Raw genomic sequence first — 23,901 nt, forward strand, 5'->3', positions numbered from 1 at the left:
ATATGCAAAATAGGTTAAGTTGCAAGAGCTGGCTGAGCATGCCCGATTGCGGTATTAACGCTCTATCACTCTCATCACATACTCTAACTGGTACTGAGTATGTGATGCGGCACAAACTGTATCTTGGTGAAAAATGCGTGTGAGACAAAATTGTTGGAATAAATAGCAGAAAAAAACACGCTAACTCAAGAGTCAGTGGCTACTTCAGTTTCCCTTGCATGCGCCTCTGCCAGCGCCATCCCGTAATTGACCATCAGCCTTTCATCAAACGTTTTTCCTGTGCCGATGAAGAAGTTGATGTTGTTCATCATATCAATGAGCTCTTGCGACGATGGATTGCCTGGTTGGTCTGGTTCAAAGGTCGATACTAGCTCATAGGTGAGTAGTAGTTGTCGCCCTGTAATATTTTCTAGGGCTTCTTGCTTCGGCTTAGGTTCGGCTTTTTGTACATTCCAGGTATAGAGGAACTTAACTCCAGTGATCTTACGACCAGTTTTGATAGGTTGGTAGCCAAAGTTGCCGGATTTCTCATCGATATGGAAAGTAATGCCAGCCTCTTTTTCGCTAATTTCTTTTATAGTCGGCTTGAGTAGCTTCCTAAAAAACTCGCTGTTGCTTTTATACGACGGTTTAGCGAGCTGACCCTTCTCATTAAGCAGTCCAAATAGGCCATGTAATTCCTCGATCTGAAACGACTTAAGTTTGCCGTAGTCTTTAAATCGGCAGATCATAGCGTACAGCCGTTTCGCATGCTCTTTATTCAAGCTGCGGAAGGTACCCTGTGGGATCTGGGAATGGCCCTTACTCAGACCAAGGTACTGCTCCATAAGCTCAAAATTTGGCACCATGGTAAGTGTACCGTCCTCGTAGCTGATACGCTGGAACAAGGGGATAAAGTCGAACTTTTTCTTTTCGTCGTTGAGCACGCCGATCTTCTTGGACGACAGTCGCTCGGACGGCTCATATATGTATGTGTAAATATGCTTCTTTTCTACGCCTAGCCATTCACACAGTACATCAGAACCAAATTCATAGCGTGGGCTGACACGTATGTCGGGCATACTGTCATCAGCCCAGTGCTCTTTGTTCAGCTGTGTCAGCATTAGAGCGAACAAGTCATGCTCCAGCGGCGTCAGAGCTAGTTGAGAAAAAACGAGCTCATGCGACTTTTTGAAATACTTGTAGTCGACATCTGAGAAATTAGCCGAGCGGATAACTTGTTGTGCCATTAGCGACCCTAATACTGTCCGTGTTTAATGTGAACTGTGTACCACTCCTGTGCCAAATGCATAAGAACGGTACATAGTTTGTTTATCATAGCGTGATCCAAACCTAAGGATCAACCATTTAAGAACAGGGTTAGTACATAGTTAGGGCTTTAGAACAAGAGTGGTACATTTTTCTTGCTTGTGATGAATTAAAATTGCTAATTTGGAGATCAGAACAAGATTGGTACATAGTTAGCACAAGTAAAGCCCACATTTGTCTTGGCGTGGTCATCTTCAGGGTAAACAGAGGCTTATAATTGAATGGGTCATTGGTTTGTGGGAGCACAAGTAAAAGCCATAGTTAGAACAAGTAAATCCTACCGTTAGCACAAGTAGAAGCCATAGTTACCACAAATAAAGCCTACAGTAAGAACAAGAAAGGTACATAGTTACCACAAGAAAAGTACATTGCAACTGTTATAAGGTGTTGATTTATCTGATTTTACAGCGACGTATAGATCTTTTATAGATCTAAATAGATCTTTAATAAAGATCATATAGATCTATTATATTCCGTGGACATGTGGATAACTCGCTTCGCTATAGTTAACCACAGGCACACGGGTTCGGCCTCCGGCCACAATAACCGAGCTCTTCTTTTTGTTGATTGATGATCTTGTGAAGAAATCTCCCTTGTTTGACAACAATATTGTGTCAATTAGGTCGGGTCTCTGGGTTAGAAAGGTATTGGGAGTGTAAATTGGGCGTGCTCCCCGTACTGAGTGCCATCACTCTGGCAAATACTATATTTGTCTATTGTCGTGAAGGCGGGCTGTGAAGTGTTAATTGAATCGTTCTATAGCGGTCTTAATCTGCCTGTGCTCCGCATCGTACCTAGACTAAGTTATTGAACAGTTGTAATACTCCACACTGAAGCTCCTGTTATCACTACTAACGTGCCGGATACGACATGTATGGTAACTCTGTATATCGCGAATTAAGCATACATACGTCGTATATTTTTTAAGAGTCGACTGTTCGCTTGAGTAAATTAAAACGGGTATGACATTGAAGATACTAGGACTGATCGTCTTTTACATGAACTATGTACCTCTCTTGTTCTCATAGCATAAGAGCGGACCATCCAAATTCAAACTAAACAGGCCCCCTTAGGCGCTTATGGCAAATAGGCCTGGTTTGGTCCTATCGGCAACTCTCGAATTTCTATATCAGCAAACAGGCTCTTATACATTGAGCAAAACAAGTGCCTTTTACCATAGAGCGCTTGCTGGTCATGGAGTTCCTTAAAGTTGGCGATAGCCGGTTTTCTGGTTTAGGCATAAGATTGGTACATAGTTAGTAAAGTAAAAGCCATAGATTAGCTCAATGTGACTACTCACCGCCGATCGGGCGAGGGTTTACGCGATTTTGCTAAAAACTAATAAAACACCCTTCAAAATCCCCAAAAAATAAAATCTGTAAGCTGTTGATTATAATGATTAAAATGGTGTTTTTTTAAGAAATTTCCCGCGGGAAATCCCCACTTTTCCGATAATTTCCCATAACCTTATGGAGATCGAAATAGGTAGATTAGTTAGTGTCTGAGCTGTTTAATACTGAGCGCCAGTAAGCCGCTTTTTCGGCGTCTGGTTCAGTTACTTCGCCGTCAGTGTAAATATCAATCAAGAGTTCAACAGCGCATTTAAGGTGGGCAAATTCATAAATATCTTCACACAGGATAATTGCAAAAGCGACATCTTGAGCAAAGTTAGACTTGCTCAGGTAGAAGTGAACAAAATTTAAAGGTTTGTCTGGGTTAGCTTCTAAAGCTCTCAAGAGAAAATCTGGCTCTGAACGATGGTCTTTGTAACGGGCTGCTAATGCAAATGGATCACCGGCATCAATCCAAGCATCGAGATGTATTTTCGCCTGTTCCAAATTGGCCGTAACACCATACCCCTCTTTTAGGCAGTAATAATGAAGTAAACGACCGATTGAATCACCCCGTTCGGAAGACTTTTTTGCCCAATTGTATGATTGTTCTAGGTCAACATGAGTACCTTTACCAAAATGGGTATCGACACAAAGCAGATTGAAAACGTGGTTGCTAATTCTATTTTCGCAGAATTCATTTACTTGTGATGCTTCAATTAAGAGTTGGTATGCTTTTTCCTGGTCGGGTTCAACTCCTACCCCTGATGAATAGTAGTTACTTAACATTTCTAGTCCTTTAGCATGTCCAGCAGATGCTGCTTTGTTGGCCCAAAGAAATGCTTGAGCTGGATCTTTTTCCACTCCGTAACCTTCATTAAAAAAAATGCAAATTTTAGCCATTGCATTGCTCGATCCTAACTCTGCAGCTTTGAGGTAGTATTTAGCAGCAAGCATTGGATTGCAATCTAATACTTTACCCTCCTCAAATGACTCACCCAGCGATTCAAGCCCATATGGTGTATCAAAAAAAGCAGCTTCAAGACAGGCAGTCGCTAATAATACTTCTGCAGGAAAAAGGGTATGACTCGCTCTACCAATCCATTTCACGGCTTGTTCGGACAACTCGTCTTTGTTTATGAGGCGCTTACCTTCAAGGAACATAGCTTCGACATCGCCGTGCCCTATACGTAAATTAATCGAGTCGCGATATTCTGCGCACTGCTTATTGAGTAAATAGCTTAATTCGAGGTTTAGGGAAAGAGAAGTAAATGAAGTGGTTTTTAAAATCGTTTCTAGTTTACATTCGTTGGATTGATTATTTAATTCTGAGTTCCTGACTACCAGCTGTTTGTTCAGCTCATCAGCGGTTTTCAGTTTGTCTTTTATATCAGTGCACTCTTCTCGTGCCTGGCGCTCGCGGTGTTCCAAAACCTTTAACTCAACAAAGGGTTTGATAGCCTTCGGAGCTGAATCGTACCATTCGCTGCTGTTCGTAGTTGCCTTGTGATTTACGGGGGTGAAGTATTCACGTAAAAATTCGTGAATTCGATTTTCTAGCCGCCTTAACTCTCTGTCGTCTTCAACTAAAACTTCAAACGTATGCTCAACGACATAATAGGCATTATCTGTACGAGCACGTTGTTCGCGCGGCAGCATTCGAAATGATTTACCGACTTTAGTTAATCTTTCATCATGTGAAATATAAATTACGGCCTTTCTCATTGATTTCCACTCCTGCTCATTAGTCTTAAAGATAGTGTTTGACCGACTGTAATCTGTTTCAGAAGTGCGAGTTTGCAGGTTTGTTTGATGTGCGTTAAAGACATTTCATTCATAAGACGATATTCTGGAAGCAGCAACTAAGACATAAATAGATCGTCAGAGTGAAGCATGAGAATACTGATACCTGCCCTATTGGCTTTTCCATTGATTGCGAATGCAACTATTCAGATATCACCGACTTTGATTGTGGAAAGTGTGGTGAAGGTTACCCGTGAACCAAGACACTCACTGACAGAAGCAATGGCTAAGCGAATTGAAGATTTTGCGCTAATTCATCACCCTGAATCACACTGGTGCTCTTCAAATTGGCAAGGATATACGCTTCAGTGGCGTTTGGAGGGCAATCTATTGATGTTAGATACGATAACTTATGACTGGTGTTCGACAAATCCAGCCATTTACAAAGCTGGTATGTTTTTTAATCCAGACCCAGGAACTACGCTTCAAAATATGCTGTTTACCGGTGAGAATGAGCCACTTTTTGCTGAATGGGTCTCAGGTGTCTTCACGTTAAATGCAGGTGAGCAAATACCTGATTTTCATGTTCCACCTTTGTATTCTCAGATTGAAGAACTCCGTTTCGAGAACGGAGATCTCATAGAAACACTCATTAAGCCAAATCCTATCCTTGAGTAATTAACAGTTAACTTTGATACCACTAATCGTATTGTAGGGAAGCTTTCTTCTTTCAGTTAACAGGACATTGCTAACGGGCAGTTTGTTCGTTAACATGGTACATGCGTTAAGAAGATGATTTTATTGTCTTAGATTACTCGTCTCAACCAGCCCGCGTCAGTTGCAAGAGTCCGCATTACATCATGAATTGAGACACCTACAATTTGGTTGTTATTACTCAGATTAGCGTTGATTGGCGGGCATCAGTGCTATATATAGGATTAATAGCAATGAAAAATGACAGCCTTGACGAGTGTATTGCGCTTGTTACTCCAAACGAATTCACAACTCTTTGCCACCAGCTTAGAAAGATCTGGGGCAAAGATGTCAGTTTTAAGTCGGTAAAAAAAATTGTCGCTCGTGCTTTTGGTTTTCCAAGTGAAACCCACCTTATCCTGCGACTTAAAGTTAAGCCGGTTTTTCAGATGAACTTGGTAAACCACATCAATTGCGAGTATATCGATCATTGCCGCTTTCATCATAAAGAAATTAAAAATTTCAATTCCGACTATGATCTAGAGCTCTCGACAGCCAGAGATAAGATAAATTCTTGTAGTGATGTTGGTGAGCTCATTTGTTTCCAGCTGGCCATCCGATCATTACCGATAGATGATCAATATGTGGGCATAAATAGTCTTGATCGAGTCGATGAGGCTGAATACTTTCCTTCTCTCTTCCGCTCCGTTGCGCAGGCATCAGGAATTCCGTCAATGTCAGTGTCTGAAGTAAATTCAAATAGGCTGATTAATCGTGATGAATTGGATATTACAGGGCTCATTAATTTTGAAAGGTCCGTCTTATATTACGACGAAGCTAATCGCTATTTGCCAGGTTCAAGAATAGAAAGTGTTTTAGGTGATGATGGTGAGACAATTGATCACCTGATGTACACCTCGGGGTTTGCGTCTTTGGTGATTAGGAACACCAAACAAAATATAAGTACCCTGCGTGAGAAAATGCTCGGTAAGTTATACGCACTGGCTCCAAAGGATTCTCGCCTCAGTGAAAGCATCGTGGTTGAGGTGATTGAAATATCTTCTGAACCCAATCAAAGTCAGTATCACTTAAATGCACAGAATAATTGTGACAATAGCAAAGTATCAGTTGCAATCCCTGACTATGTCGACAGCTATGGTGCAGACCTGCTAAAGCGTTCAGGCCTAATCATCTCAACACTGGTTTACCATGAGTTTAATAAGCAACCTGCATTTACAACTTGCTTTGGCTCGAATGAAACGACACATAATCAAATTAGCCTGGTTTGTAGCTCGGTGCGTTATATCAATGATGACACACCTGTTTTCCTTAATGTAATGAAAATAGAGATGTTGTCGTTAGAACTGTCGGAATATGGAGCTTCAGATGCGCAAATCAAACATATGCATAAGTCCATATTAGCTCTACGGCAGCATTTCATCACTGCCATTTTCAACTTAAACGAAGAGTACGAGCTGAAGCAATATCTATCGCTCACTCGTGCAAATACGATTGGAGCCAAGACTAAACCCCTGATATCGGATTCACTATCCGTTTTAATTTTGGTTGATAGAAAAGGTATTTGTGAGGACCAGCCTGAATTCCTGACGAATGAAAATAGCACTTTTTACCAAGACACGAATGATGTAGATTTTGAGTTGGCTGCATATCAGCCTTTCACACACCGGCTTCAACGTGCTGGTGTGGTTAAGCTTAGCTATACGTATGTTGAAGGCCCGTTAGGTAACGAGATAAACTGCGTTGTTGGGCTAGACAAGGATGATAACGATCTCATTATTTTTGAGCTATTACACAATCAAGCTTCTCCAGATTATCCAGTTGAGTCATTTTTCTCTGAATTTATGCATTCTATTAGCAAAGCAGGCATACAAGTTTATTCAGCTTCGTACAGGGAGGAGTGTTATGCGGACATTGATGAAATCCCCTCAGCATCAGGTTATTATCCATATCTCGTAGGTGTAGGGTGTAAGCTTAATGAGTAATTACAGAGTAATGATGTTAGGCTGGTGGTTTACGGGCTCGTATTTAGTAATGAGCGGGCCTCTAAGTTAATACCTTGAGTTAGCCGTTAGCCTTGATGTATTTAGATTAAAGGCTAACGACTCGACCAGACACACCTTGTCACCTTGGTTGGTTATCCAGCTTCAAGGCTAAAAAAATCGGTTAGGGTAGATTTGAACTAGGGTTTAATCAACACCGGGTGATTTAAATACCCATGTTTTATGCGTACATGGGTATGTAACACGTCTCTGGACAATTCCGAGTTACGATTCATAGAGTAGTCTGACTTTTCTGATTACTTCTAGTATTGCAACTATGACACTTCAGACCAACCTACATGTGTCTGGCCAAATCTCCTTACCCACTGCAAGTCGTGTATTCTTGTTACTGGTTTTTTTCTTCTCCTGCTACATGTTGGAAAATATATTTTGGCGACATCAGTACAAGGCCACCAAGAAGAACTACTGACCATTTAGGGAAATCCTTGACCATTAGAAATTGAATACCGTAGCAGTCATAGAATAAATCGATCGCATACTGCTTGGGATTTGTAATAATATCGATTGCACCATGGAATGCATCTACAGATGTGTTTATTGTCTGGAAGAAAACATGTTGGTAAAAACCAAGTTCTAACAACCAGCGAAAGTTTACCCCAAATATAAGAGCTTCAAGAAAACTTTCCCAGCAAATAAAGATAGCAGCCAGTCCAACCCAAAGCGCTACTAGTCGCTTTGGTGTACTCTCCTTCCACTTGTAGTGTACGATGCTCGACCAAGTCATGGCCAAAAGACATTCCACAAAGAACGCTTGCGCTAGCGGGTAAATATCATATGGATACTGATTATTAGCTAGATGTACACCTATCCAGCTAGCTGCGTACATTACCCCTGTAACGACAGAAACAGCAATTACGTTCTTTAGAATACTCTCTTCAATACTATCTTGGTGAAACTTGCCATGAATGAATTTGATATAAAGGAAAGCCAAAAGCCCACCTATGTAGACTGATACAGCGATACCGATCAGTATTAGTGCAAATTGTATATTCGCATCACCCCGTTGTTGTGTAATATCTTCCATGACATCCACCTTCTTTTTTGGTTGAAGTAATTGTAATTTATACTTAATCATGAAAGTGTGATCAGGGCAGTGCTGTATAAAAATTAAGCACCAGACAAAAGTTGCGTAACTCGATTGATGAAAGCAATTACGCCAAAAATATCAGGTATAAACAGAACCAGCGCACACAAACAGCGCAAAGCTGGCTGAAACGAAGATGGACAAAAATGTTTTAGGGGCTTTACTAAATTTGCTAGTAACGGATTAGCTACAGTATCGCAAATTCTGCTCAACGAAAATCAGGAGCCTCAAAAGTTAATCATCCCGTTAAAAGTAAATGTGAGCGTCTATCTCTATTGCGACTGCGCCACCTTCATCTTTGAAGTTAAATTCAAATGCGTTATCTATGTGGTCACAGGTGAGCCTTGTCACTCCATCATTATTTTGTGAGTGTAGTTTTGCTATTGGGTTACATGAACTTGTGTCGTGAAGGTAGAACGCATCTAGTAGAGTATTGGAGTGAACTAAGTGTCTGTTTATGTTTCTGATCTTATCAGCGCAACTAGACTCACGGAGGGCTTGCCAGTCCTTGTGGCTAATGATGATAGTGTGATTGTCTTTTATGTCGTTAAGGTTAAGGTCGCAAATTGGTGACCCGCCAGTAGTTATCTGTTGTAGCGCAATCTGATTGTGAATGTTCTCTATGATGCGGCGATTGGATAAGCCATACCCAACACCAGTATTATCAAGAAATTCTTCCCTACTATGTGTTATTGGGGGGAATTTAATTGGGTCTTGTTTTTGTTTACAAAGAGATACATAACTCAGCAGTGGGAACTTAGTCGCTAAGTCAGTGCCTTTCATTAAAATCTTGTCAATGTGATTTTGCTTGATTTGCTCGCTAAGTGGTTGCGTATTTCTCAGCTCTATCAGTTGCTCTTCTAGATACTTCACGACTTTATGAAGGATGGGAATTACTGAATTATTGAATGCAGCCTCTTCATGTCTGATGTCAAAATGAGAACAAAATACCTCAGCATAAGTTGGAGACTGGGCGTAATACATAGATTGCTTTAGTTCACTGAGCATTCTTTTTGTAATTTGAATTGTCTTTTCACCCATGTTTATAGAGCTGGTTATGGTCTCAATACCTGTGTTTAGTTCTTTATCTAGGTTTTGGATACGCCAGCAGTAAAGGGCGTACATCACTAGAATTGGTAAGGCTCGAATGTATGCAATACCAAGCTCCTCTGAGTTTAGTGAGCTATACCCATGAGGTCTTCCAAGCTGTTGGATTACGCTGTTTAAAGAGGCGGGGAGGAGGTTTATGCCTAAATGCATAGCTTTTGAATTCGCAGGGTTGAAGCTTTCATGGCAATCTAAAATGCAGCGCCATTGGTCGTTTTGTGCTAGGGCTCTAAGTGTGTACTGAGCTGTTCTTTTGGCTGTTTGTGCTCCAACTGCCTTTATTATCTCTTCAACCATGTTTTTTTCGAACTCTGAGGCGATTTCTTTTACTTCTTGATACCTCACCGCAGATACGTCAGAGGCTAATGCGTCTTGTGTGTATTTATCTAGGAGTAAGAGAAATTTATTGATGTACTCTTGAGGATTGTTATTTAGCAGCTCCTTATGAATCTCGGTGAAGCTACTCACTTCGTCAAAATGCTCATAATTGTTGTCACCAAAGAGGCTTGAGAGCTGATAAATCTCATCACTAAAGTAGCTCTCGTAGGAAACAAAGTTTCTGTAGTTATCTATTAATTCGGGTAATAGCTCAGGCTTTTTATCAACCAGAAAATCAATCAGGCTTCGCACATGTCTATCTATAAAGAGGATTGTTTGTGGGCTTTGTATGTCCCATGTGTGCACGCCAATTAGAAAATCAGCTCTCAAAAGCCAGTATTGGTCAGAGTTTAGTTCTTTTATGCTTTCTTCGTAGAGATTCGTACTAAAGCGTTCAAATACGTCATAATTTTTAATTTTTCTATCGAAGAATAATACTAAGTGCTTGCCATAGTCCCTTTGTAAAAATACGTATTTATCGCGACTTCCTGTGCTTCTAGCTGATGTTAAAGTCACGGCTAATTCACCAAGTAACTTCTTTATCGTAACGTGAGAGATAGAATTACTCTGGTTGGTGTAGGCGTTTTCAATTAGCTTGAACAGCTTTTGTTCCGTTGGTGTCTCGAAATGAGATGTTGAATTCCCAATATTGAAGCTTGCAATTTGTACAAGCAGCTCAATTTCTATCGCATGACTTGCGTTGCTGCTATCAGTCTTTGATAGTTTCGAAATAAGGTGTTCTGTGACCAAACTGTCTGAACGTGTGGCGAGGAAAACTATTTGTATAAATCTGAACTCTTTGATGAGTAAGGTAGACGTGATGAGTAAGAATACAGTTTCGAAAAACGAAACATAATTATCAGAGAAAGTGTTCTTATCAACAGAGCTAACATAAAGCGAAAACCAAATCAGTGTAATCAGCGTGAGGATGAGTTCACGGAAAAGAAATTGAATTTTGAACCCCATTTTTTGTTCGATAGCATCCATGTAGTATGCAGACCCGTAGCGGGTTTTTACACGGTTAAGAACCTCAAGGGCTATAGGCATAGTGAATGCAGAGAAAGCAGTTAGAACTGCAATCAGGTGTGTAGTAATGCTCAATCTTTCCATTTAGCTTAACTGACCGTTGTTTGCTGGGTTGACTATCTGGGTATTCATAAGTGTCCGAGGTACAAAGCTCTAGGCTCACAAAGTAATTGATAGGTAAAGCCTCACATATCCTTTCAACACATTACTGGTATTAGTAAAAGTTAGTCAAATAATGCTTTAGTGAATTGAGAGGTTATCTACGCGTAACAACGAATGGGGCAATTTCATGTTACATACCCAGCCAGCACTGTTCTGGACACAAAGACGTGTTTGCCGAGATCGGCGTCAGCACGTCCTTGACAACAATGTGATAGAGTCAATGCTCTAATCCGTGTACCTGTTATAATTAATTCTTGTCAATCAGCTCTCAATTTCTTCCGATAACCGAAGAGCATCCTCTATCTCTACCCCCAAATATTTGATCGTATTTTCAATTTTGGTGTGACCAAGCAAAAGCTGGATCGCTCGAATATTTTTGGTCTTCTGATAAATCAGTGTTGCTTTGGTTCGGCGCAGTGAGTGGGTTCCATATAGATCAGGGTTATGACCTAAAGCAAGTGCCCAACTCCGAATGATTCGACGGTAATATGAGTAGCTTAGAGATTGATTAGGCTTTCGTGGGCTTGGGAAAAGGTAGTCTTTAGGTTGAAGCTCTTGGTCTTTAATCCAATGGCTCAGCGTTTGCTGTGTTCTCTGAGTGATCTCAAACTGAACGTCATTGCCAGTCTTTTTCTGAACATATTGGACACGGTTGAATACTAAGAAGTTAGATGAAACATCTGACACCCTTAATGATAATAGGTCGTTTGAACGTAGCTTGCTATCGATTGCAAGATTAAGAAGAGATAGTTCCATCAGATTATTACTGAGCTCTAAGCGAGTCCTAATCCGCCAAATTTCCTCTAATCTAAATGGCTTTTTTACACCCGTTTTCTTGCACTCCATATGCTCCCTCGTTGTACTGTTGTGAACAGCATCCAAACATGAAGTTTTGTGAAAAAAGAGCGAACTTACTCGTTCGCTCGATGACATCTAGCTCGTAGGACTATTTTTTAGACCAAGCAAACTTCTCAAATACTTTGTCTACTGGGGTGTGAGCAACGTGGTTTACGTAGTTGCTGATCACTTTTTGTGATAGGCCAAGGATCACTTCAAGTACCTGTTGCTGACCGTAACCCGCAGCAAAAAATGCTGCTAAATCTGCCTCTGAGACATTCCCGCGATCACGTACTACCGCGAGAGTGAAGTCTTTTAATGCTTGAAGCTTTTCTGTAGGCATCGCTTCATCGTTACGCAGTGCTTCAGTCAGTGCTGAATCAACTTTCATTGAATGTGCAATACCAGTGTGTGCAGGAACGCAGTAGTGACACTCATGTTCAACGTTAATGGTTTGCCATACTACCGTTAGCTCTTCAGCGTCGAATGATGTGTTGGTGAATTGCTGATGTAGTTGCGTGTAAGCCGTTAGGATTTGAGGAGACTCAGCCATTACTGCGTAAAGACCAGGAACCATACCCATTTGCTTTTGTGCGCCTTCAAGGATTGCTTTGCTTTTCTCAGGTGCTGACTCAACAGTGTGTAGTTTAAACTCGCACATTTTCTTTTCCTATTCTCTAACTTATTAACTTGACTGATTTATTTTACTTCTGGCTCTAGCAGCACTTTGGTTACGAACAGACGAACCGTTGGTGCAACGAGGGCTAAAACCAGCAGTGCCGATGGCACCATTTGTGAAACTGCGTTTAACCATGCATCGAAGAACACACCGTTTGTCGGTAGTGTCTTAGCAACCATGATAGCTGGCATACTAAGCAGCATAGTTGGTAGAACCATAGAAACCATTAGTGGGTACTGGAACTTACGTGGAAATTTTTTCATGCTGCTCTCTCTTATGCTTGACTGCGATTGGCTAACTGATGGGGTTATATTAGTCCTGATTTCCGCAATCAAAAATAGACAACATTGAACTTGAATCTTTCATATTTGAATGATTAACTCAGAGTACAACTCTTAATGGTGATCAAATGAAAGCAAAGGATATCTCTAACCTCTACCTGTTTTGCCAATCTGTTGAGTGCGGTGGTTTTGCCGCAGCGAGTCTCAAAACCCACGTTTCGGCCCCAACGTTATCAAGGGCGGTTGCAAGCCTTGAAGATAAACTGGGAGAAAAACTGGTACACCGTAATGCAAAGCAGTTCCAACTGACGACGGCTGGTGACGAATACTACCAACGCTTCGCTGCTCTATTTATGCAGTTAAATGATGAATGGACGCAGCTTTCGAATAGCCAGCCAGTATTAACAGGTGAAATCCGAGTCTCTTGCCCAGAGCCATTTGCGGATAATTTCCTGCAAAAGATGGCGATTGAGTTTATGCAGCTTCACCCCGAAGTTTCTGTAACCATCCAATTTAGCGCAGGCACAGAGCGTTTTTTTGATGAGCAGATTGACCTTGCGATTGTGACGACTCCACCTCATGCTAGTCATTTAATTCAGCGTCAGTTGTTTGAATCACCATTAATGCTAGCGGCATCACCAAGCTATATCGAAAAACATGGTCAGCCCGAACAAGCAGAAGAGTTGATTAATCATCAGCTACTATCAGGGAATAGCTTGCCATATTGGGAGTTAAAAGAAGACGAAAAAGCGATCCGTATTCCTTATCAACCACGATATTCTGTTAGCAGTCTACGCTTGAATATTGATGCCACACTGGCAGGAGCAGGGATCTGTATGATGCCAAGAGCAGCCTTTGAAAAGCGTGCCAAAAGAAAAGAGTTAGTAGAGGTATTGCCAGACGTTGAATGCCCAACAGGTAAAGCATTCTTGGTGTGGGCAGACAGAAAACTGATAGCGACCAGAGTGGTTGCATTTAGAGACATGATTTTTGAACGCTTTGGGCAATCAGCTGAGTTTTTGGCTTCGATAAACTCAGAGCGAGATTGATCGTTATGATGAAAAAAAACGCCAGACTAGATGATCAAATCTGGCGTTTGTTTTGTTAGCGATTATTTTTACGAAAATATAGAAATGCATTTAACCAAGCTATCCCCAAAATAATCAGAGTCATTACAGGTGGTTTAGACTGAAGTGGCAATACTTCCGCTGGCACGTTTGGCAACAGGTGAACATACACCGCAACAATCATAATCGCTGTGGTTAATAGCGTTGAGAACTGCATCGCTCTATCTTTTATCGGTGTTGCGAGTGCCTTATTACCAATCATCACCACAAGTAGCAACATACCTGCAAAAATCTCACCTAATTGACCTGCCCAACGAGACAGAGTTGGGAAAGGCAGCTCACTCAGTACAATCTGTTTTGCAAACATCGTCGTAAACGGGTCGAAAAATTTTACGGTTCCCGCCATCACCATAAAAGCACCGAGAAGACCCGTCAGTATTTTTTGGATTTTTGTTCCTATGCTGTCAGTTTTGTCATAGCTACAAACCAAAAAAACACCCGTAACGAGTAGCATTGTGCCGATAAGAGATAGTTCAAGAATAAGTTGTGATGTGCTCATAGCAAACCTTCATTATGTTTTAGTAAGTTGATGGCGCTATTCTACGAAACACTATAGAGTTCAAAAACAGACAGGTTTGATTCTTATTCATTCAAAAATGAAAGATTGAATTGTATTTAGATTTCCTCCTAGACCGTTTTGGGGCACAAATTAGTCAGCCAGGCATAGGTTGACCAGAAGATGGACAAAGTTTTTTTACAACAAAGGGCACTAAAACACGCCATGCTCTAAACGGCCGATCAGGTCGAGTACAACCTCAGTGTCTTCTTCTGTCGAAAGCATATCAATTGGTCGCTTGTTACCAAGTCCTCGAACTGGGTGCTGAAGCCAGCGATGAGTGGCATCTTCATTTCCAAACAGTGCAAGCGCAGCCTGGAATACTTTGTCAAAATTCTTTTGGGTTTCTTTATTCATTCAAAATTTCGCCTAAATTTATATGATCAATGTCATACACCATAGCTGCATTGGGAAAAAGAGGACAAATAAAGATTAGACGAACGGATAGGTCGTAATGCTCTAAACAAAAATGGGGCAAAAATGAGTTTGCCAACATCGCCACTATTCGATCCCAATCAGCAAAGAAAACACTGCTCCTATAAGAACTATGCTTTCTTTCAGCTCCCCCACATAACCTTAGATATTAACCATTTTGATAGATGTTACACCTTTAGGGATTCAAAACATGAATTTTCCGCATTGGTGGCTCCTACATTAGCTAAACACTTATCGCCAGTATAAGTAGTTATTAATAATTCTCTGCGATCACAAAGCTAAGTTCGGATATATCTCTATTGCTCAACTCTTGGCTTCGCTTCAGCACGTCTTAGCTCCTCTAAGTTACTGACAAATAATTCATTTGTCTTATGGCGGAAATGCCGTGTTTGGTAGGGCAGCAATGCTCGCAGTTTGTTGTTGAGATATATGTTTTCCTTACGGTTAATTGCGATTCCCCACATTGCTGTGTTCCGTCTTCGTTGCTTTACCTGCGTTGTGTCGATGACGATGATCAGGCGAGACTTAATGTGATTAACGATTGTTGTAAGCTCTGCTTGTTTAGAACTTGCTATAAATATCTACGCAATCTATCAAATATGCGGCAAACCGAATTTCTGTTTCGTTAAAGTGCATTACCTTTGGCGTAAATCCTTCATACCAAAGAGCGAGAGCGACTGGTTCAAATCGTCTTGATCAATGTTCGTAATACCGTTGCGAACTAACCGGTCAAACGTGAATTGTGTCTCGCCTATCATCGCCGCCACTCCCTGAACATATTCACTATCAATTCTATTACTATCATCTTGCTTTTAAGGCACTAATCATATCGATCAGCTTAGTTTATTGAGTAAAAAAGAAGACGGAAAAAAGGGCAGAAAAATAAAAAACACCCTTCAAAATCCCCAAAAAATAAAAGTTGTAAGTTGTTGATTAAAATATAGAAAACATCGTTTTTTTAGGAAATTTCCCGCGGGAAATCCCCAGTTTCCGATGAGTTTGAACGTCATTTCGAGGGCGTAATTTCTTGGAATAATAAAGTTTGTACAGAGGCCAGAAAGTTTGTACACAAAGCCAAGATTGGGATAATAAAGTCTGTACAGTGTTAGGAACTAGCCGATAATAGAGCGGCTAAGAGCAGCCAAACATGAGAGAAAATTGACGCTCATTTACAGGTATTCAGTCGATGAGCCTTCACTGGATCAAGTATTCTTCCGGCTATTCTTCTACATAGAGGCTGCCCAACCCCATCTCTAGTGATTTCACATCAGCGCAGCAATACATCCGTAACAACTCGGCCTAACTCCTTGCAGTTAGATCACTTTTGGCGTGCCTTGGTTATGCATTGGGTTACTTCCAGGGCGTAACTAGATCAGGGTAAGCATCAATATTTACGATCACACTTCCTGAGCACTTTATGATTACCCCTCTTCTCAACTCAGCATTTTGATCAACCACGCTCACCCCCAATAGAGGTGGCAAGTAGGCCTTGTTCCATTGCCGCAAGATCAATTGGCATTGGAATTATTTCAATAAAATGGAGGTACACACATTCAATGAGTAATGAACCAATGACTAACCCAATCTGGGCAACTGTTGAAGTCCTAAAGCAATCTGAACTAAATGAAGCCACCTTCCGTGTGATGCTTGTCGATGGACAACCGAAAGCGGTTATTCAATTTAATCGTGATGGTGCGACACCAAAAGACTCTGATGCTGTTCGCCAGCTTCGCGCAGCATTAGCAATGCCATTGGTAGTTGAAGGGGAAGATCTCGATGGACAAATTGCAGAAGGTTTGGCGCATCTGCAAGAGACACTGGTAGAAGTTGCCTCGCAAATTCCAGCCGAAGAATTGGCGAAGAAAGTCAAAGCAAAAGCCGCAGAAAAACCAAAGGCCAAAACTAAAGCTACCGTGAAACCAAAAGCTGCTTCAACGGCTAAACCCACAGCCAAAGCAACACCAGCGTCGAATAAAGCCAATGTTGAGGAAACCACTATTCCGGCAACACCGACAGCCCCAGTAGACATTTTTAGCAGTGATGCTTTCTCTCTTTAATCAATTCATGTTCTTGGAGTAACGATATATGAAACAGTTAAAACGTATTTTTCAACTTGGTGCGCTATCTCTAGATGATCCCGATCCGACAATGACCGTTGCTGAGGTAAAGCGAGTTCATAGCCAGCAGTTTCCTCAAGTTCGCTTTACGACTCTTTATGCCGAAGATGGTGTGCCAAAAGACATAGCCGGAGATACGGTACTTTTATTTGAATACGTCCTTCCACCAGTTAGTACAAACGGTTAAAGACTATGGAGTTATTGGAAAAGCTAATTCAAGCTCAACATAAACTAAAACAGGAGCTACCTGAGCCTAAAACGGCTCAGGAGCGATTCGATGAAATGGCGCATGGCAGGGGTTTGCCAAGCAAATCCCCCACCACCAAACTCAAAAAATTTGAGCGGGTTAGGTTAAAACGGTTTGAAGCAACAAGCCCATTTGTGCCGCCTCTTTTATAAGGAAACCAAAAATGAAATGTCTTAACAAACTCCAACAGATGCCTGATTTGAAAACAGCGCAATGCTATTCATTGGTTAACTACCACTTCCGTAACGCTACGTGGGTCGAAGAAGTCCAAGTGAATAAGGATAAAAATACACTCAATGTGGTGCGTTTAGATCAAACTGGTGGAGAGCCTTATTCCGAGGCCAGTATGTTTAGCCCCCAAATTCAAGTTTTTGACGATGAAGCCTCGCTGGCTAAATACATCAAATTCCGCCAAGGTAATACAAAACCGGTCTTTAATGTTCTTCATCGTGGTCGGCAAATTCAGGTTTTCGCAACAGCACTTCCACCTACAATGCAGGCTTGCCTGATCAACAATGCGATCACGCAGCCAGATATAATTGTTGCTCAAACTGAAGATGGATTCGTTAGTTACGACAATTATGGATCTAAACCGAAAGCGATTGATATTGATAAGGTTGTCGCATGATATTGGCTCAGGATGTTTCTCAGCTCAACGTGTTCCACGACCACAGGATGAATTGCGTTCAAATCAATGAGCTGATACGCAAGGTTAACTCGACTGATGAACGTTTCAGAGCCTCATTTGAAAAGTATTACTCAAGCACCAATTCTGTCGTAAAAGAAAGGATGCAGTTTATTTTGGGTCTTATTGAAACGTTAAGTAGCTGGGATTCGTCAGATGAAAAGGCATATCAAGCGGCATTTGAGAATGTCATTAAAGCTGAAACATTTATTGATCAAATCGCCTGTCTTAATGAATTGGTTGAGATGGTAAGTTCTGATGTTTGTGCATACTACGATCAGCTGGTGGTTGAGTATAGCCAAGGTGAAGCCAGCGTTTACTATTCAAACTTTGACGATGTCAGCTTTGATATGACATTGGATGAAACATCTGATGTTGTCACTGACTTTGAGGATCTGGCATTTGCCGTGAGAATGGTCAGTCTAGCAGGTGGGTTGTTTGAAAATATCAATTTCAATCATTTGAGAAAGGAATGGCAAGCAGCCGTTGAACTGATGATTAATGTTCTTTATAGCATCCCCCATCAGGGAGGCATGAATTTAACGTTTGTTCGAAATTGGGATGCGTTGGAACACCTAATTGATTTAATGGCCTACGAGGCAATGCCAGAAACTTCACATGACCTTGATACCTTGGCCAAAAACCTAACCAGCGTTTCTAAACTGCTTGAATGGAATGATGACCAGTTAGCGGCTTATATTGTGGCCGGAGATGAAGCTCGTATAGATGATCTGATGTGCGGTACAGGGGCAACAACAGAGGTCAAAGATTTTTTTAATAACCTTTGTTATTCGCCTGCTGATTTTGTTCCTTATATTGCTGTGAAAAAATTAGAGTTAGAGGCAAAGGAGCATATCAATAAGTTTGTCAACCACGGCTCACCCAAAGCGAATTTACAGGCTATCGCTAACACAATAGATCAACCAACTAACGAACAAGAGCGTGGCATTACCGAGCTTGTTAATCAGTTGATTGAACAAGTTGATGAAATACCTGAAACGCCAACAATGATTCAGGATGAAGTTGACCTGACCGGTTCTAATATCCTCAGTGTGACATTCTCAGAAGATCAGTCGTGGTTGGTTAAGTCTGCCGAAGATTGGCTATCTAACGATTTAGCGGAACGGGGAACGGCTTTCTGTGTACCAAAGAAACCAAGTGATCTATTTCAATGGCTAAAATGCTATGCGTTTTTGGTAAGTGTCACAATAAGACTAAAAGAAATTTCGAATAGAAAGGTCTAAAGGGAGTTTGGCATGCTAGCACTTCAGTCTGTAGATCAGTTGCCATGTTATCTAGGGTATGAAGCCAAATACTATCAATCGGTATCAACGGACGATTACTATGATCTGAGCCAGAAAACGAATGTTGATCGGGTTAAATTTCTTATTCAACTTCAGGCCCAGGGGAACGACAAGATCAATCAACTCAATGGAGCTGAGTTGAATAGCCTATCAGAAATAGCGAAGACAATTGATCAGATAGGCGAAGAGAGCATGGATTATTGCCGTGACTTTTATCATGCGCAGTTGCAGCGTTTTCATGGCGCTAACCAAGACAGTTTGATTCGTGCTTCGGTTTCATTCAGTAACGACCTCCTTCAATTAGTGGAAAGTGATAATCTTGTCTCGTTACGATCTTATGAAGTCGTGGCCTGCCCAATCAATCTAAAGAAATATAGTGCGCCTTATCGTGAAGCCATTTTGACTTTTGTGAGCGGTTTATACGGTCATGCTGAGTCTAGTCTCAATGGCTCTGTAAGTGATACATTTGAGCTTATGGAGAGGATGTGCGACTCACTCGCTGACGAGTATGGACTACCTCATATCGATCAGGTAGCCAAGGTGTTTCTTCCGCTTGACTGCCGAGAGTCATTATCGGCAGATGAGCGACTCGCTCTCATGGGTTTTAGCCAAAAACCAACACAGTTTGGAGATCCGATTGAAGACGAAGTTGTAATTGATTTTGTTGAAGCTGCTATCACTGTCCACCAGCAAAAGCTACGCATGGTAAAGGCTAGTGAGATTGGAAACTGGAAGAAAACCTTCGAGTATTGTGTTTTGGCTTTACCCAAACCAACCACTCAAGCGGATAGAAAAACCTTTCATGCACTCAAACATTTGACAGGTCTGCTTGATTCAATGCCTGATAGGCTGTCGCTAGAACATGATGAGTGCCCGCTATCAAGATCATTCTTTTTTGCCTTTCATGACGGTAATAATGAGGCATTAACTGATGCCCTGCTCAACGAGCAGAATGAGTCTTACCATGCCTGCGAATATTCTGTCTTTTCAATGATCAGAACTGTTCCGCAATTGCTCGATTGGCTCACCGCGACTGCGTTTATTAACAGTCTCTCAGACATACTTGCTGATTGAGTAAGTGTGCAAAAAACCACTTTCCTTTTGCCGAAGAAGTATCCCGAGTTTTACCCACCTTAGATCAACAATAATGTCAGGCTGGCAGGGCTACTGCCAGTTGGCCTATTGACCTGCCTTTAGATCAATTAATCTCGAAGTTAGAACTATAAACTGGCTGTACAAATTATTGCTGGAATTTGATTATGACTGAGTTTGAGAAACGAATGAAAGAAGCCGTCGAGGGTTCAAGCTATAACTATTCAGAGCTTAAAACGTTTGATGATACTGAATCAGAGTTAACGAAATTAGCGGCCCAAGCAGCAAGCACTGATCTCGATGATGCTTTAGCTGTGCGGGAAGTCATGCTAGACATTCAAGCCGTTGCCCGAGCGCATGAGGTTATTGCCGAGCAAGAGTCGGGGAACTTTGACGATCCGACCATTGAAGCTGTCGTCAGCGAAAAATAATTCAGTTTTATATAGGCAGCTTTGGAGCTGCCACTCTTTGGAGTCACCGTTATGTTAGCCCTACAATCCGTCGATAAGCTACCGTGTTTTGAATACCGGAAAACCAACATCAGTCAGATAAATATCATGATTGATGCGTTCAATGCACAAGCGACCATAGATCCGGTTGGGGGCGACTACGACTTGACCAAACGGTTTAATGCAGAAAGGTTTGCGAGTTTACTGGAACTGGCCTCCGCAGCGAAATCTCCCATTTATAATGAGCTATACGAATGTGGCTTTGACATTCCAGCACAAGACTTCCCTAAGTATTATCATCAGATTGCCGAGGATGCTATGGGGTATTGCCGTGATTTTTACGAAGCTGAATTAGTAAAATTTGGAGGTATCAAACGAGATATAAATTTTGTTCGCGCTACGGTGTCAGTGGACAACGAGTGCTGCGCATTGGAAGTTAGTGAAAATGTGTTTTCTGTGGTTGCCGATTGTGTTGTGGCCTGTACTGTCGATATGGACAAATACAGTCAATCCTACAGTGAGGCGATAATGACCATGGTTCCCTCACTATACATTCTCTCTGAGGAAAACTGCCTTGAAGCAACTGTAATGGATTCATTTCAATTAATGGATGCGGAATGGCAGCACGGAGTTGATGATTACAATTTACCCTTTGCACCAGATGTTATCCGGCATTTGGGAGACTATGTGGATAATGTCGATCACCTGTCAGATTTAGAGTTAATGGAATTGATGGGGATAAAAGAGGACTCACTGACTCCGTATGGTGAACCAATTGAAGGGGGTATGGTACGCGCTCATATTGAAGCGGCTATTTACACTGAACGCCAATCAGAAAGGTTGAGTAAAGTTAGTCACCTAGGAAGCTGGAAAGCAATCTTCCGTCACTGCATTGACTCACTGCCTGAACCGCAAACCGAAGATGACAAGGCCGTTTTCCCCCGATTAAAGACGCTGCGGGATCAATTAGAAAATGCACCAGACCGTATTTACCATGAGCAAGATGAGGTAGCACTCAGTGGGAGCTTTATATTTGCTTTTATGGAGGGTAATGATTGCCTTGTTGAAAACCTAATTAACGAGATCAATGAACACCATTGGAACTCAGGTTTAACCAGTATGAGTATGGTTCGATCAGCATCAGACTTGTTGGATTTACTCACAGCTACCGCTTTGGTCAATGTCCTTGCTGATATTGTGTCAGATGATTGATCTGTCACATTCCTCCTACCAATAATTTAGACTTCTCTTTAATCTGCACCATATCACTACATTCTCCACCAATCCTGTAGATCAATTGTCTTCGAAATTATTTCGTCATACTGGGGCTAAGTTGATTAAGACAAGGTATCTCGATATGGAATTTGTAGCTCCAACTAAACCAAGTCCTGAATATTTAAATCCGATCTCCGACAAGATTGAATTTCATTTCGCGTTGGTTTTAACGTCTGCGGGTATAACTCGCCACCAAATTGAAAATGGCTTATTGCTGGATGGGGTATGGCTTGATGATACCTCCTGTATTAATGCTATTGATGACATTAAAGCAGTAAGCCAACGGAACGTTGAAAAAGAGGTGGAGTTTATACCTCGTAACGTCCTTGTTGATAATGATGATTTTACTGTCTGGTATGTCGAACCTCGTACTTGTCCGATGTGGTTTACGAATCCCCCAGAATATAGTGCTCTGACTGCGGTGACATACCCTCGGTTGGTTTTCAAAACCTCAAAGCGTAGACGAACCCTTTCCGTGGTTGCCGTTGAACGTGATGTAGAACTAAATGCAAATACGGCAATCTATCATGCGCCTTGTGCCAACATGTATGAGGCCACGAATCTCTGTATCGGCAATGCCAAAATGCCAGAGAAAGTCAATTTCAAGTCTCTTTCCGTCTGTGAAGATGCCCTATTTAACTCGCGTTACAGTGGCTTCAAATTCTTTAGCTTTAATCCCAAGTTCGATAAAGAACTTGCACCAGAGTATATGCATCACGATTTGTTTGGTGAAGAAAAGTTTACCTATCGCAAGCTGGTGGCTGCATGGGCATACCTTTCTGCAACGAAACAACCGTTTCCAGATAGCTGGCTAAAACCAATCGGTAATATCGAAACCTTGGGTAATTGGATCAACAAAGGAGTGTAAATAATGCGTTCGTATAAGCTATCTGAATCAATGTCAGGCTTTAGCCGTAAAGTCACGGTTGCACTGGTAGGGGCGGGGGGGACTGGCTCCCATGCTCTGACTTGCCTTTTTCAAATGTCAGCTGTTTCACAGAGACTTGGTGGGCATGGACTGGATGTGACGGTCTATGACCCGAAAACCGTGTCAGGGCCAAACATAGGAAGACAGTCGTTCTGGAACGACCGCGATATTGGTCACTTCAAAGCCAGCTTGTTAGTGAACCGTTTTAATCAGTTTGGTGAGGTAAACTGGAAAGCCCGTAACGAGTGCTTCACTGGACAAATCAACTATGACCTAGTGATCACAACGGTAGACTCAGCCAGTGCGCGAGTGAAGATTGCTAAGGAATTAAACCGCTATTCTAACCGTGGAGGACTGTGGTTAGACTTAGGAAATTCAAGGGCTTGTGGTCAGGCAATCTTAGGTTCGCAGGCCGATGGTGACGGTATTGATACGCTACCTTCGCCTTACCAACTTTTCGGCCAAGCGTGGGAATCCGTAGACGAGACAAAGCAAGTTGAGCCTAGTTGCTCCACACAGGAGGCCATTGAGAAGCAGACCTTTGGTGTTAACCAAAAGCTGGCGACTGATGCGATTTCTATGCTGTTGTTCCCGCTATTTAAGAAAGGTGAGATCAGCAATCATGGTTTATTTTTCGATATGGACACGCTGACCAGTTATCCACTAGCTATCGATCCGCAGCAATGGGCAATCTACGGTTTTACCTCTAATCAAGCGGCTTAACCTCATGTGGCGGCTATTGTGCCGCCCATTCATATAAGGAGTTAAAAATGGGTAGCAAGAAAAGATGTTTCCGGTCTATCCCTGTGATCGATAACGATGGTAATCGATGGAGACTGTTTGGGAAGGGGGAGCAGTGAGTCTATCAAAAATTGATTGGTCGCTCTTGGGCGACATGGTTTGGAGAAGTCCCAAACGAAGCAATAGTGGTGTTAAGCAAACTCAACAAGGCCGACTTTAGTGTGTATCGTTAGAT

The 23,901-nt window shown here is 41.8% G+C and carries 23 protein-coding genes; 13 read left to right on the forward strand and 10 right to left on the reverse strand.

What is annotated here, in order from left to right:
* Positions 1 to 185 precede the first annotated feature (185 nt).
* A complete protein-coding gene (locus NHN17_RS09875; RefSeq protein ID WP_255042233.1) occupies positions 186 to 1,229 on the reverse strand; it encodes a replication initiation protein in 1,044 nt (347 codons plus the stop codon).
* 1,569 nt (positions 1,230 to 2,798) lie between these two features.
* On the reverse strand, positions 2,799 to 4,364 hold the full coding sequence (locus NHN17_RS09880) for a tetratricopeptide repeat protein (protein WP_255042235.1): 1,566 nt from the start codon (positions 4,362 to 4,364) through the stop codon (positions 2,799 to 2,801).
* Positions 4,365 to 4,568: 204 nt separating this feature from the next.
* On the opposite strand from NHN17_RS09880, the gene NHN17_RS09885 reads away from it, so the two are divergent.
* The gene (locus NHN17_RS09885) at positions 4,569 to 5,060 is read left to right on the forward strand and encodes a hypothetical protein (protein ID WP_255042236.1); all 492 of its coding nucleotides are present in this window, start codon (positions 4,569 to 4,571) and stop codon (positions 5,058 to 5,060) included.
* 269 nt (positions 5,061 to 5,329) lie between these two features.
* Entirely contained in the window at positions 5,330 to 7,078 is a 1,749-nt protein-coding gene (locus NHN17_RS09890) for a hypothetical protein (protein ID WP_255042237.1), read from the forward strand.
* Positions 7,079 to 7,481: 403 nt separating this feature from the next.
* On the opposite strand, the gene NHN17_RS09895 is transcribed toward NHN17_RS09890, so the two are convergent.
* The 5 genes from NHN17_RS09895 to NHN17_RS09915 form a co-directional block, all read right to left on the reverse strand.
* Entirely contained in the window at positions 7,482 to 8,180 is a 699-nt protein-coding gene (locus tag NHN17_RS09895; RefSeq protein WP_255042239.1) for a hypothetical protein, read from the reverse strand.
* 306 nt (positions 8,181 to 8,486) lie between these two features.
* Positions 8,487 to 10,835, reverse strand: coding sequence for a hypothetical protein (locus NHN17_RS09900; protein ID WP_255042240.1), 2,349 nt, complete (start codon positions 10,833 to 10,835; stop codon positions 8,487 to 8,489).
* Between the two features lie 339 nt (positions 10,836 to 11,174).
* A complete protein-coding gene (locus NHN17_RS09905) occupies positions 11,175 to 11,759 on the reverse strand; it encodes a tyrosine-type recombinase/integrase (RefSeq protein WP_255042241.1) in 585 nt (194 codons plus the stop codon).
* A gap of 100 nt (positions 11,760 to 11,859) precedes the next feature.
* Positions 11,860 to 12,411: a carboxymuconolactone decarboxylase family protein gene (locus NHN17_RS09910; protein WP_205158337.1), complete on the reverse strand. Its 552-nt coding sequence runs from the start codon at positions 12,409 to 12,411 to the stop codon at positions 11,860 to 11,862.
* Positions 12,412 to 12,449: 38 nt separating this feature from the next.
* Complete coding sequence (locus NHN17_RS09915; protein WP_075713829.1) at positions 12,450 to 12,692, reverse strand: DUF2798 domain-containing protein; 243 nt, start codon at positions 12,690 to 12,692, stop codon at positions 12,450 to 12,452.
* Positions 12,693 to 12,838: 146 nt separating this feature from the next.
* On the opposite strand from NHN17_RS09915, the gene NHN17_RS09920 reads away from it, so the two are divergent.
* Positions 12,839 to 13,759 carry a LysR family transcriptional regulator gene (locus tag NHN17_RS09920; RefSeq protein WP_255042243.1) on the forward strand — a complete coding sequence of 307 codons (921 nt, stop codon included), beginning with the start codon at positions 12,839 to 12,841 and terminating at the stop codon, positions 13,757 to 13,759.
* 55 nt (positions 13,760 to 13,814) lie between these two features.
* Here the strand turns inward: NHN17_RS09920 and NHN17_RS09925 are convergent, their stop codons facing one another.
* The 3 genes from NHN17_RS09925 to NHN17_RS09935 all read right to left on the reverse strand — a co-directional run bounded on the left by NHN17_RS09925 (position 13,815) and on the right by NHN17_RS09935 (position 15,292).
* A complete protein-coding gene (locus tag NHN17_RS09925) occupies positions 13,815 to 14,336 on the reverse strand; it encodes a hypothetical protein (RefSeq protein ID WP_255042244.1) in 522 nt (173 codons plus the stop codon).
* Positions 14,337 to 14,546: 210 nt separating this feature from the next.
* Positions 14,547 to 14,750, reverse strand: a complete 204-nt coding sequence (locus tag NHN17_RS09930) for an antitoxin Xre/MbcA/ParS toxin-binding domain-containing protein (RefSeq protein WP_255042245.1) — start codon at positions 14,748 to 14,750, stop codon at positions 14,547 to 14,549.
* Between the two features lie 374 nt (positions 14,751 to 15,124).
* A complete protein-coding gene (locus tag NHN17_RS09935) occupies positions 15,125 to 15,292 on the reverse strand; it encodes a hypothetical protein (RefSeq protein WP_255042247.1) in 168 nt (55 codons plus the stop codon).
* Between the two features lie 1,092 nt (positions 15,293 to 16,384).
* On the opposite strand from NHN17_RS09935, the gene NHN17_RS09940 reads away from it, so the two are divergent.
* From NHN17_RS09940 to NHN17_RS09985, 10 genes are all read left to right on the forward strand, one after another.
* Positions 16,385 to 16,885: a hypothetical protein gene (locus NHN17_RS09940; RefSeq protein WP_255042248.1), complete on the forward strand. Its 501-nt coding sequence runs from the start codon at positions 16,385 to 16,387 to the stop codon at positions 16,883 to 16,885.
* 28 nt (positions 16,886 to 16,913) lie between these two features.
* Complete coding sequence (locus tag NHN17_RS09945) at positions 16,914 to 17,132, forward strand: PRTRC system protein C (RefSeq protein WP_255042249.1); 219 nt, start codon at positions 16,914 to 16,916, stop codon at positions 17,130 to 17,132.
* A gap of 5 nt (positions 17,133 to 17,137) precedes the next feature.
* Positions 17,138 to 17,344: a hypothetical protein gene (locus NHN17_RS09950; protein ID WP_255042250.1), complete on the forward strand. Its 207-nt coding sequence runs from the start codon at positions 17,138 to 17,140 to the stop codon at positions 17,342 to 17,344.
* An 11-nt stretch (positions 17,345 to 17,355) separates the two neighbouring features.
* Positions 17,356 to 17,820 carry a hypothetical protein gene (locus NHN17_RS09955; protein ID WP_255042252.1) on the forward strand — a complete coding sequence of 155 codons (465 nt, stop codon included), beginning with the start codon at positions 17,356 to 17,358 and terminating at the stop codon, positions 17,818 to 17,820.
* Positions 17,817 to 19,121: a hypothetical protein gene (locus tag NHN17_RS09960; RefSeq protein WP_255042253.1), complete on the forward strand. Its 1,305-nt coding sequence runs from the start codon at positions 17,817 to 17,819 to the stop codon at positions 19,119 to 19,121. The genes NHN17_RS09955 and NHN17_RS09960 overlap by 4 nt, the downstream gene beginning before the upstream one ends.
* A gap of 12 nt (positions 19,122 to 19,133) precedes the next feature.
* Positions 19,134 to 20,255 (forward strand): hypothetical protein, encoded by a 1,122-nt coding sequence (locus NHN17_RS09965; RefSeq protein WP_255042254.1) that lies wholly within the window; start codon positions 19,134 to 19,136, stop codon positions 20,253 to 20,255.
* A gap of 185 nt (positions 20,256 to 20,440) precedes the next feature.
* A complete protein-coding gene (locus NHN17_RS09970; protein ID WP_255042255.1) occupies positions 20,441 to 20,704 on the forward strand; it encodes a hypothetical protein in 264 nt (87 codons plus the stop codon).
* 51 nt (positions 20,705 to 20,755) lie between these two features.
* Complete coding sequence (locus tag NHN17_RS09975; protein ID WP_255042256.1) at positions 20,756 to 21,934, forward strand: hypothetical protein; 1,179 nt, start codon at positions 20,756 to 20,758, stop codon at positions 21,932 to 21,934.
* Positions 21,935 to 22,079: 145 nt separating this feature from the next.
* The gene (locus NHN17_RS09980; RefSeq protein ID WP_255042257.1) at positions 22,080 to 22,865 is read left to right on the forward strand and encodes a prokaryotic E2 ligase family D protein; all 786 of its coding nucleotides are present in this window, start codon (positions 22,080 to 22,082) and stop codon (positions 22,863 to 22,865) included.
* A 3-nt stretch (positions 22,866 to 22,868) separates the two neighbouring features.
* Positions 22,869 to 23,648 carry a PRTRC system ThiF family protein gene (locus NHN17_RS09985; protein WP_255042258.1) on the forward strand — a complete coding sequence of 260 codons (780 nt, stop codon included), beginning with the start codon at positions 22,869 to 22,871 and terminating at the stop codon, positions 23,646 to 23,648.
* Positions 23,649 to 23,901: the final 253 nt, after the last annotated feature.

The sequence above is a fragment of the Photobacterium pectinilyticum genome, assembly GCF_024357955.1.
GTDB classification, from domain to species: domain Bacteria; phylum Pseudomonadota; class Gammaproteobacteria; order Enterobacterales; family Vibrionaceae; genus Photobacterium; species Photobacterium pectinilyticum.

What these genes read in the sequence shown, in the direction of transcription:
- NHN17_RS09875 (WP_255042233.1), bottom strand. Translation starts at nt 1,229, where the DNA reads ATGGCACAACAAGTTATCCGCTCGGCTAATTTCTCAGATGTCGACTAC.
- NHN17_RS09880 (WP_255042235.1), bottom strand. Translation starts at nt 4,364, where the DNA reads ATGAGAAAGGCCGTAATTTATATTTCACATGATGAAAGATTAACTAAA.
- NHN17_RS09890 (WP_255042237.1), top strand. Translation starts at nt 5,330, where the DNA reads ATGAAAAATGACAGCCTTGACGAGTGTATTGCGCTTGTTACTCCAAAC.
- NHN17_RS09895 (WP_255042239.1), bottom strand. Translation starts at nt 8,180, where the DNA reads ATGGAAGATATTACACAACAACGGGGTGATGCGAATATACAATTTGCA.
- NHN17_RS09900 (WP_255042240.1), bottom strand. Translation starts at nt 10,835, where the DNA reads ATGGAAAGATTGAGCATTACTACACACCTGATTGCAGTTCTAACTGCT.
- NHN17_RS09905 (WP_255042241.1), bottom strand. Translation starts at nt 11,759, where the DNA reads ATGGAGTGCAAGAAAACGGGTGTAAAAAAGCCATTTAGATTAGAGGAA.
- NHN17_RS09910 (WP_205158337.1), bottom strand. Translation starts at nt 12,411, where the DNA reads ATGTGCGAGTTTAAACTACACACTGTTGAGTCAGCACCTGAGAAAAGC.
- NHN17_RS09915 (WP_075713829.1), bottom strand. Translation starts at nt 12,692, where the DNA reads ATGAAAAAATTTCCACGTAAGTTCCAGTACCCACTAATGGTTTCTATG.
- NHN17_RS09920 (WP_255042243.1), top strand. Translation starts at nt 12,839, where the DNA reads ATGAAAGCAAAGGATATCTCTAACCTCTACCTGTTTTGCCAATCTGTT.
- NHN17_RS09925 (WP_255042244.1), bottom strand. Translation starts at nt 14,336, where the DNA reads ATGAGCACATCACAACTTATTCTTGAACTATCTCTTATCGGCACAATG.
- NHN17_RS09930 (WP_255042245.1), bottom strand. Translation starts at nt 14,750, where the DNA reads ATGAATAAAGAAACCCAAAAGAATTTTGACAAAGTATTCCAGGCTGCG.
- NHN17_RS09935 (WP_255042247.1), bottom strand. Translation starts at nt 15,292, where the DNA reads ATGTGGGGAATCGCAATTAACCGTAAGGAAAACATATATCTCAACAAC.
- NHN17_RS09940 (WP_255042248.1), top strand. Translation starts at nt 16,385, where the DNA reads ATGAGTAATGAACCAATGACTAACCCAATCTGGGCAACTGTTGAAGTC.
- NHN17_RS09945 (WP_255042249.1), top strand. Translation starts at nt 16,914, where the DNA reads ATGAAACAGTTAAAACGTATTTTTCAACTTGGTGCGCTATCTCTAGAT.
- NHN17_RS09950 (WP_255042250.1), top strand. Translation starts at nt 17,138, where the DNA reads ATGGAGTTATTGGAAAAGCTAATTCAAGCTCAACATAAACTAAAACAG.
- NHN17_RS09955 (WP_255042252.1), top strand. Translation starts at nt 17,356, where the DNA reads ATGAAATGTCTTAACAAACTCCAACAGATGCCTGATTTGAAAACAGCG.
- NHN17_RS09960 (WP_255042253.1), top strand. Translation starts at nt 17,817, where the DNA reads ATGATATTGGCTCAGGATGTTTCTCAGCTCAACGTGTTCCACGACCAC.
- NHN17_RS09965 (WP_255042254.1), top strand. Translation starts at nt 19,134, where the DNA reads ATGCTAGCACTTCAGTCTGTAGATCAGTTGCCATGTTATCTAGGGTAT.
- NHN17_RS09970 (WP_255042255.1), top strand. Translation starts at nt 20,441, where the DNA reads ATGACTGAGTTTGAGAAACGAATGAAAGAAGCCGTCGAGGGTTCAAGC.
- NHN17_RS09975 (WP_255042256.1), top strand. Translation starts at nt 20,756, where the DNA reads ATGTTAGCCCTACAATCCGTCGATAAGCTACCGTGTTTTGAATACCGG.
- NHN17_RS09980 (WP_255042257.1), top strand. Translation starts at nt 22,080, where the DNA reads ATGGAATTTGTAGCTCCAACTAAACCAAGTCCTGAATATTTAAATCCG.
- NHN17_RS09985 (WP_255042258.1), top strand. Translation starts at nt 22,869, where the DNA reads ATGCGTTCGTATAAGCTATCTGAATCAATGTCAGGCTTTAGCCGTAAA.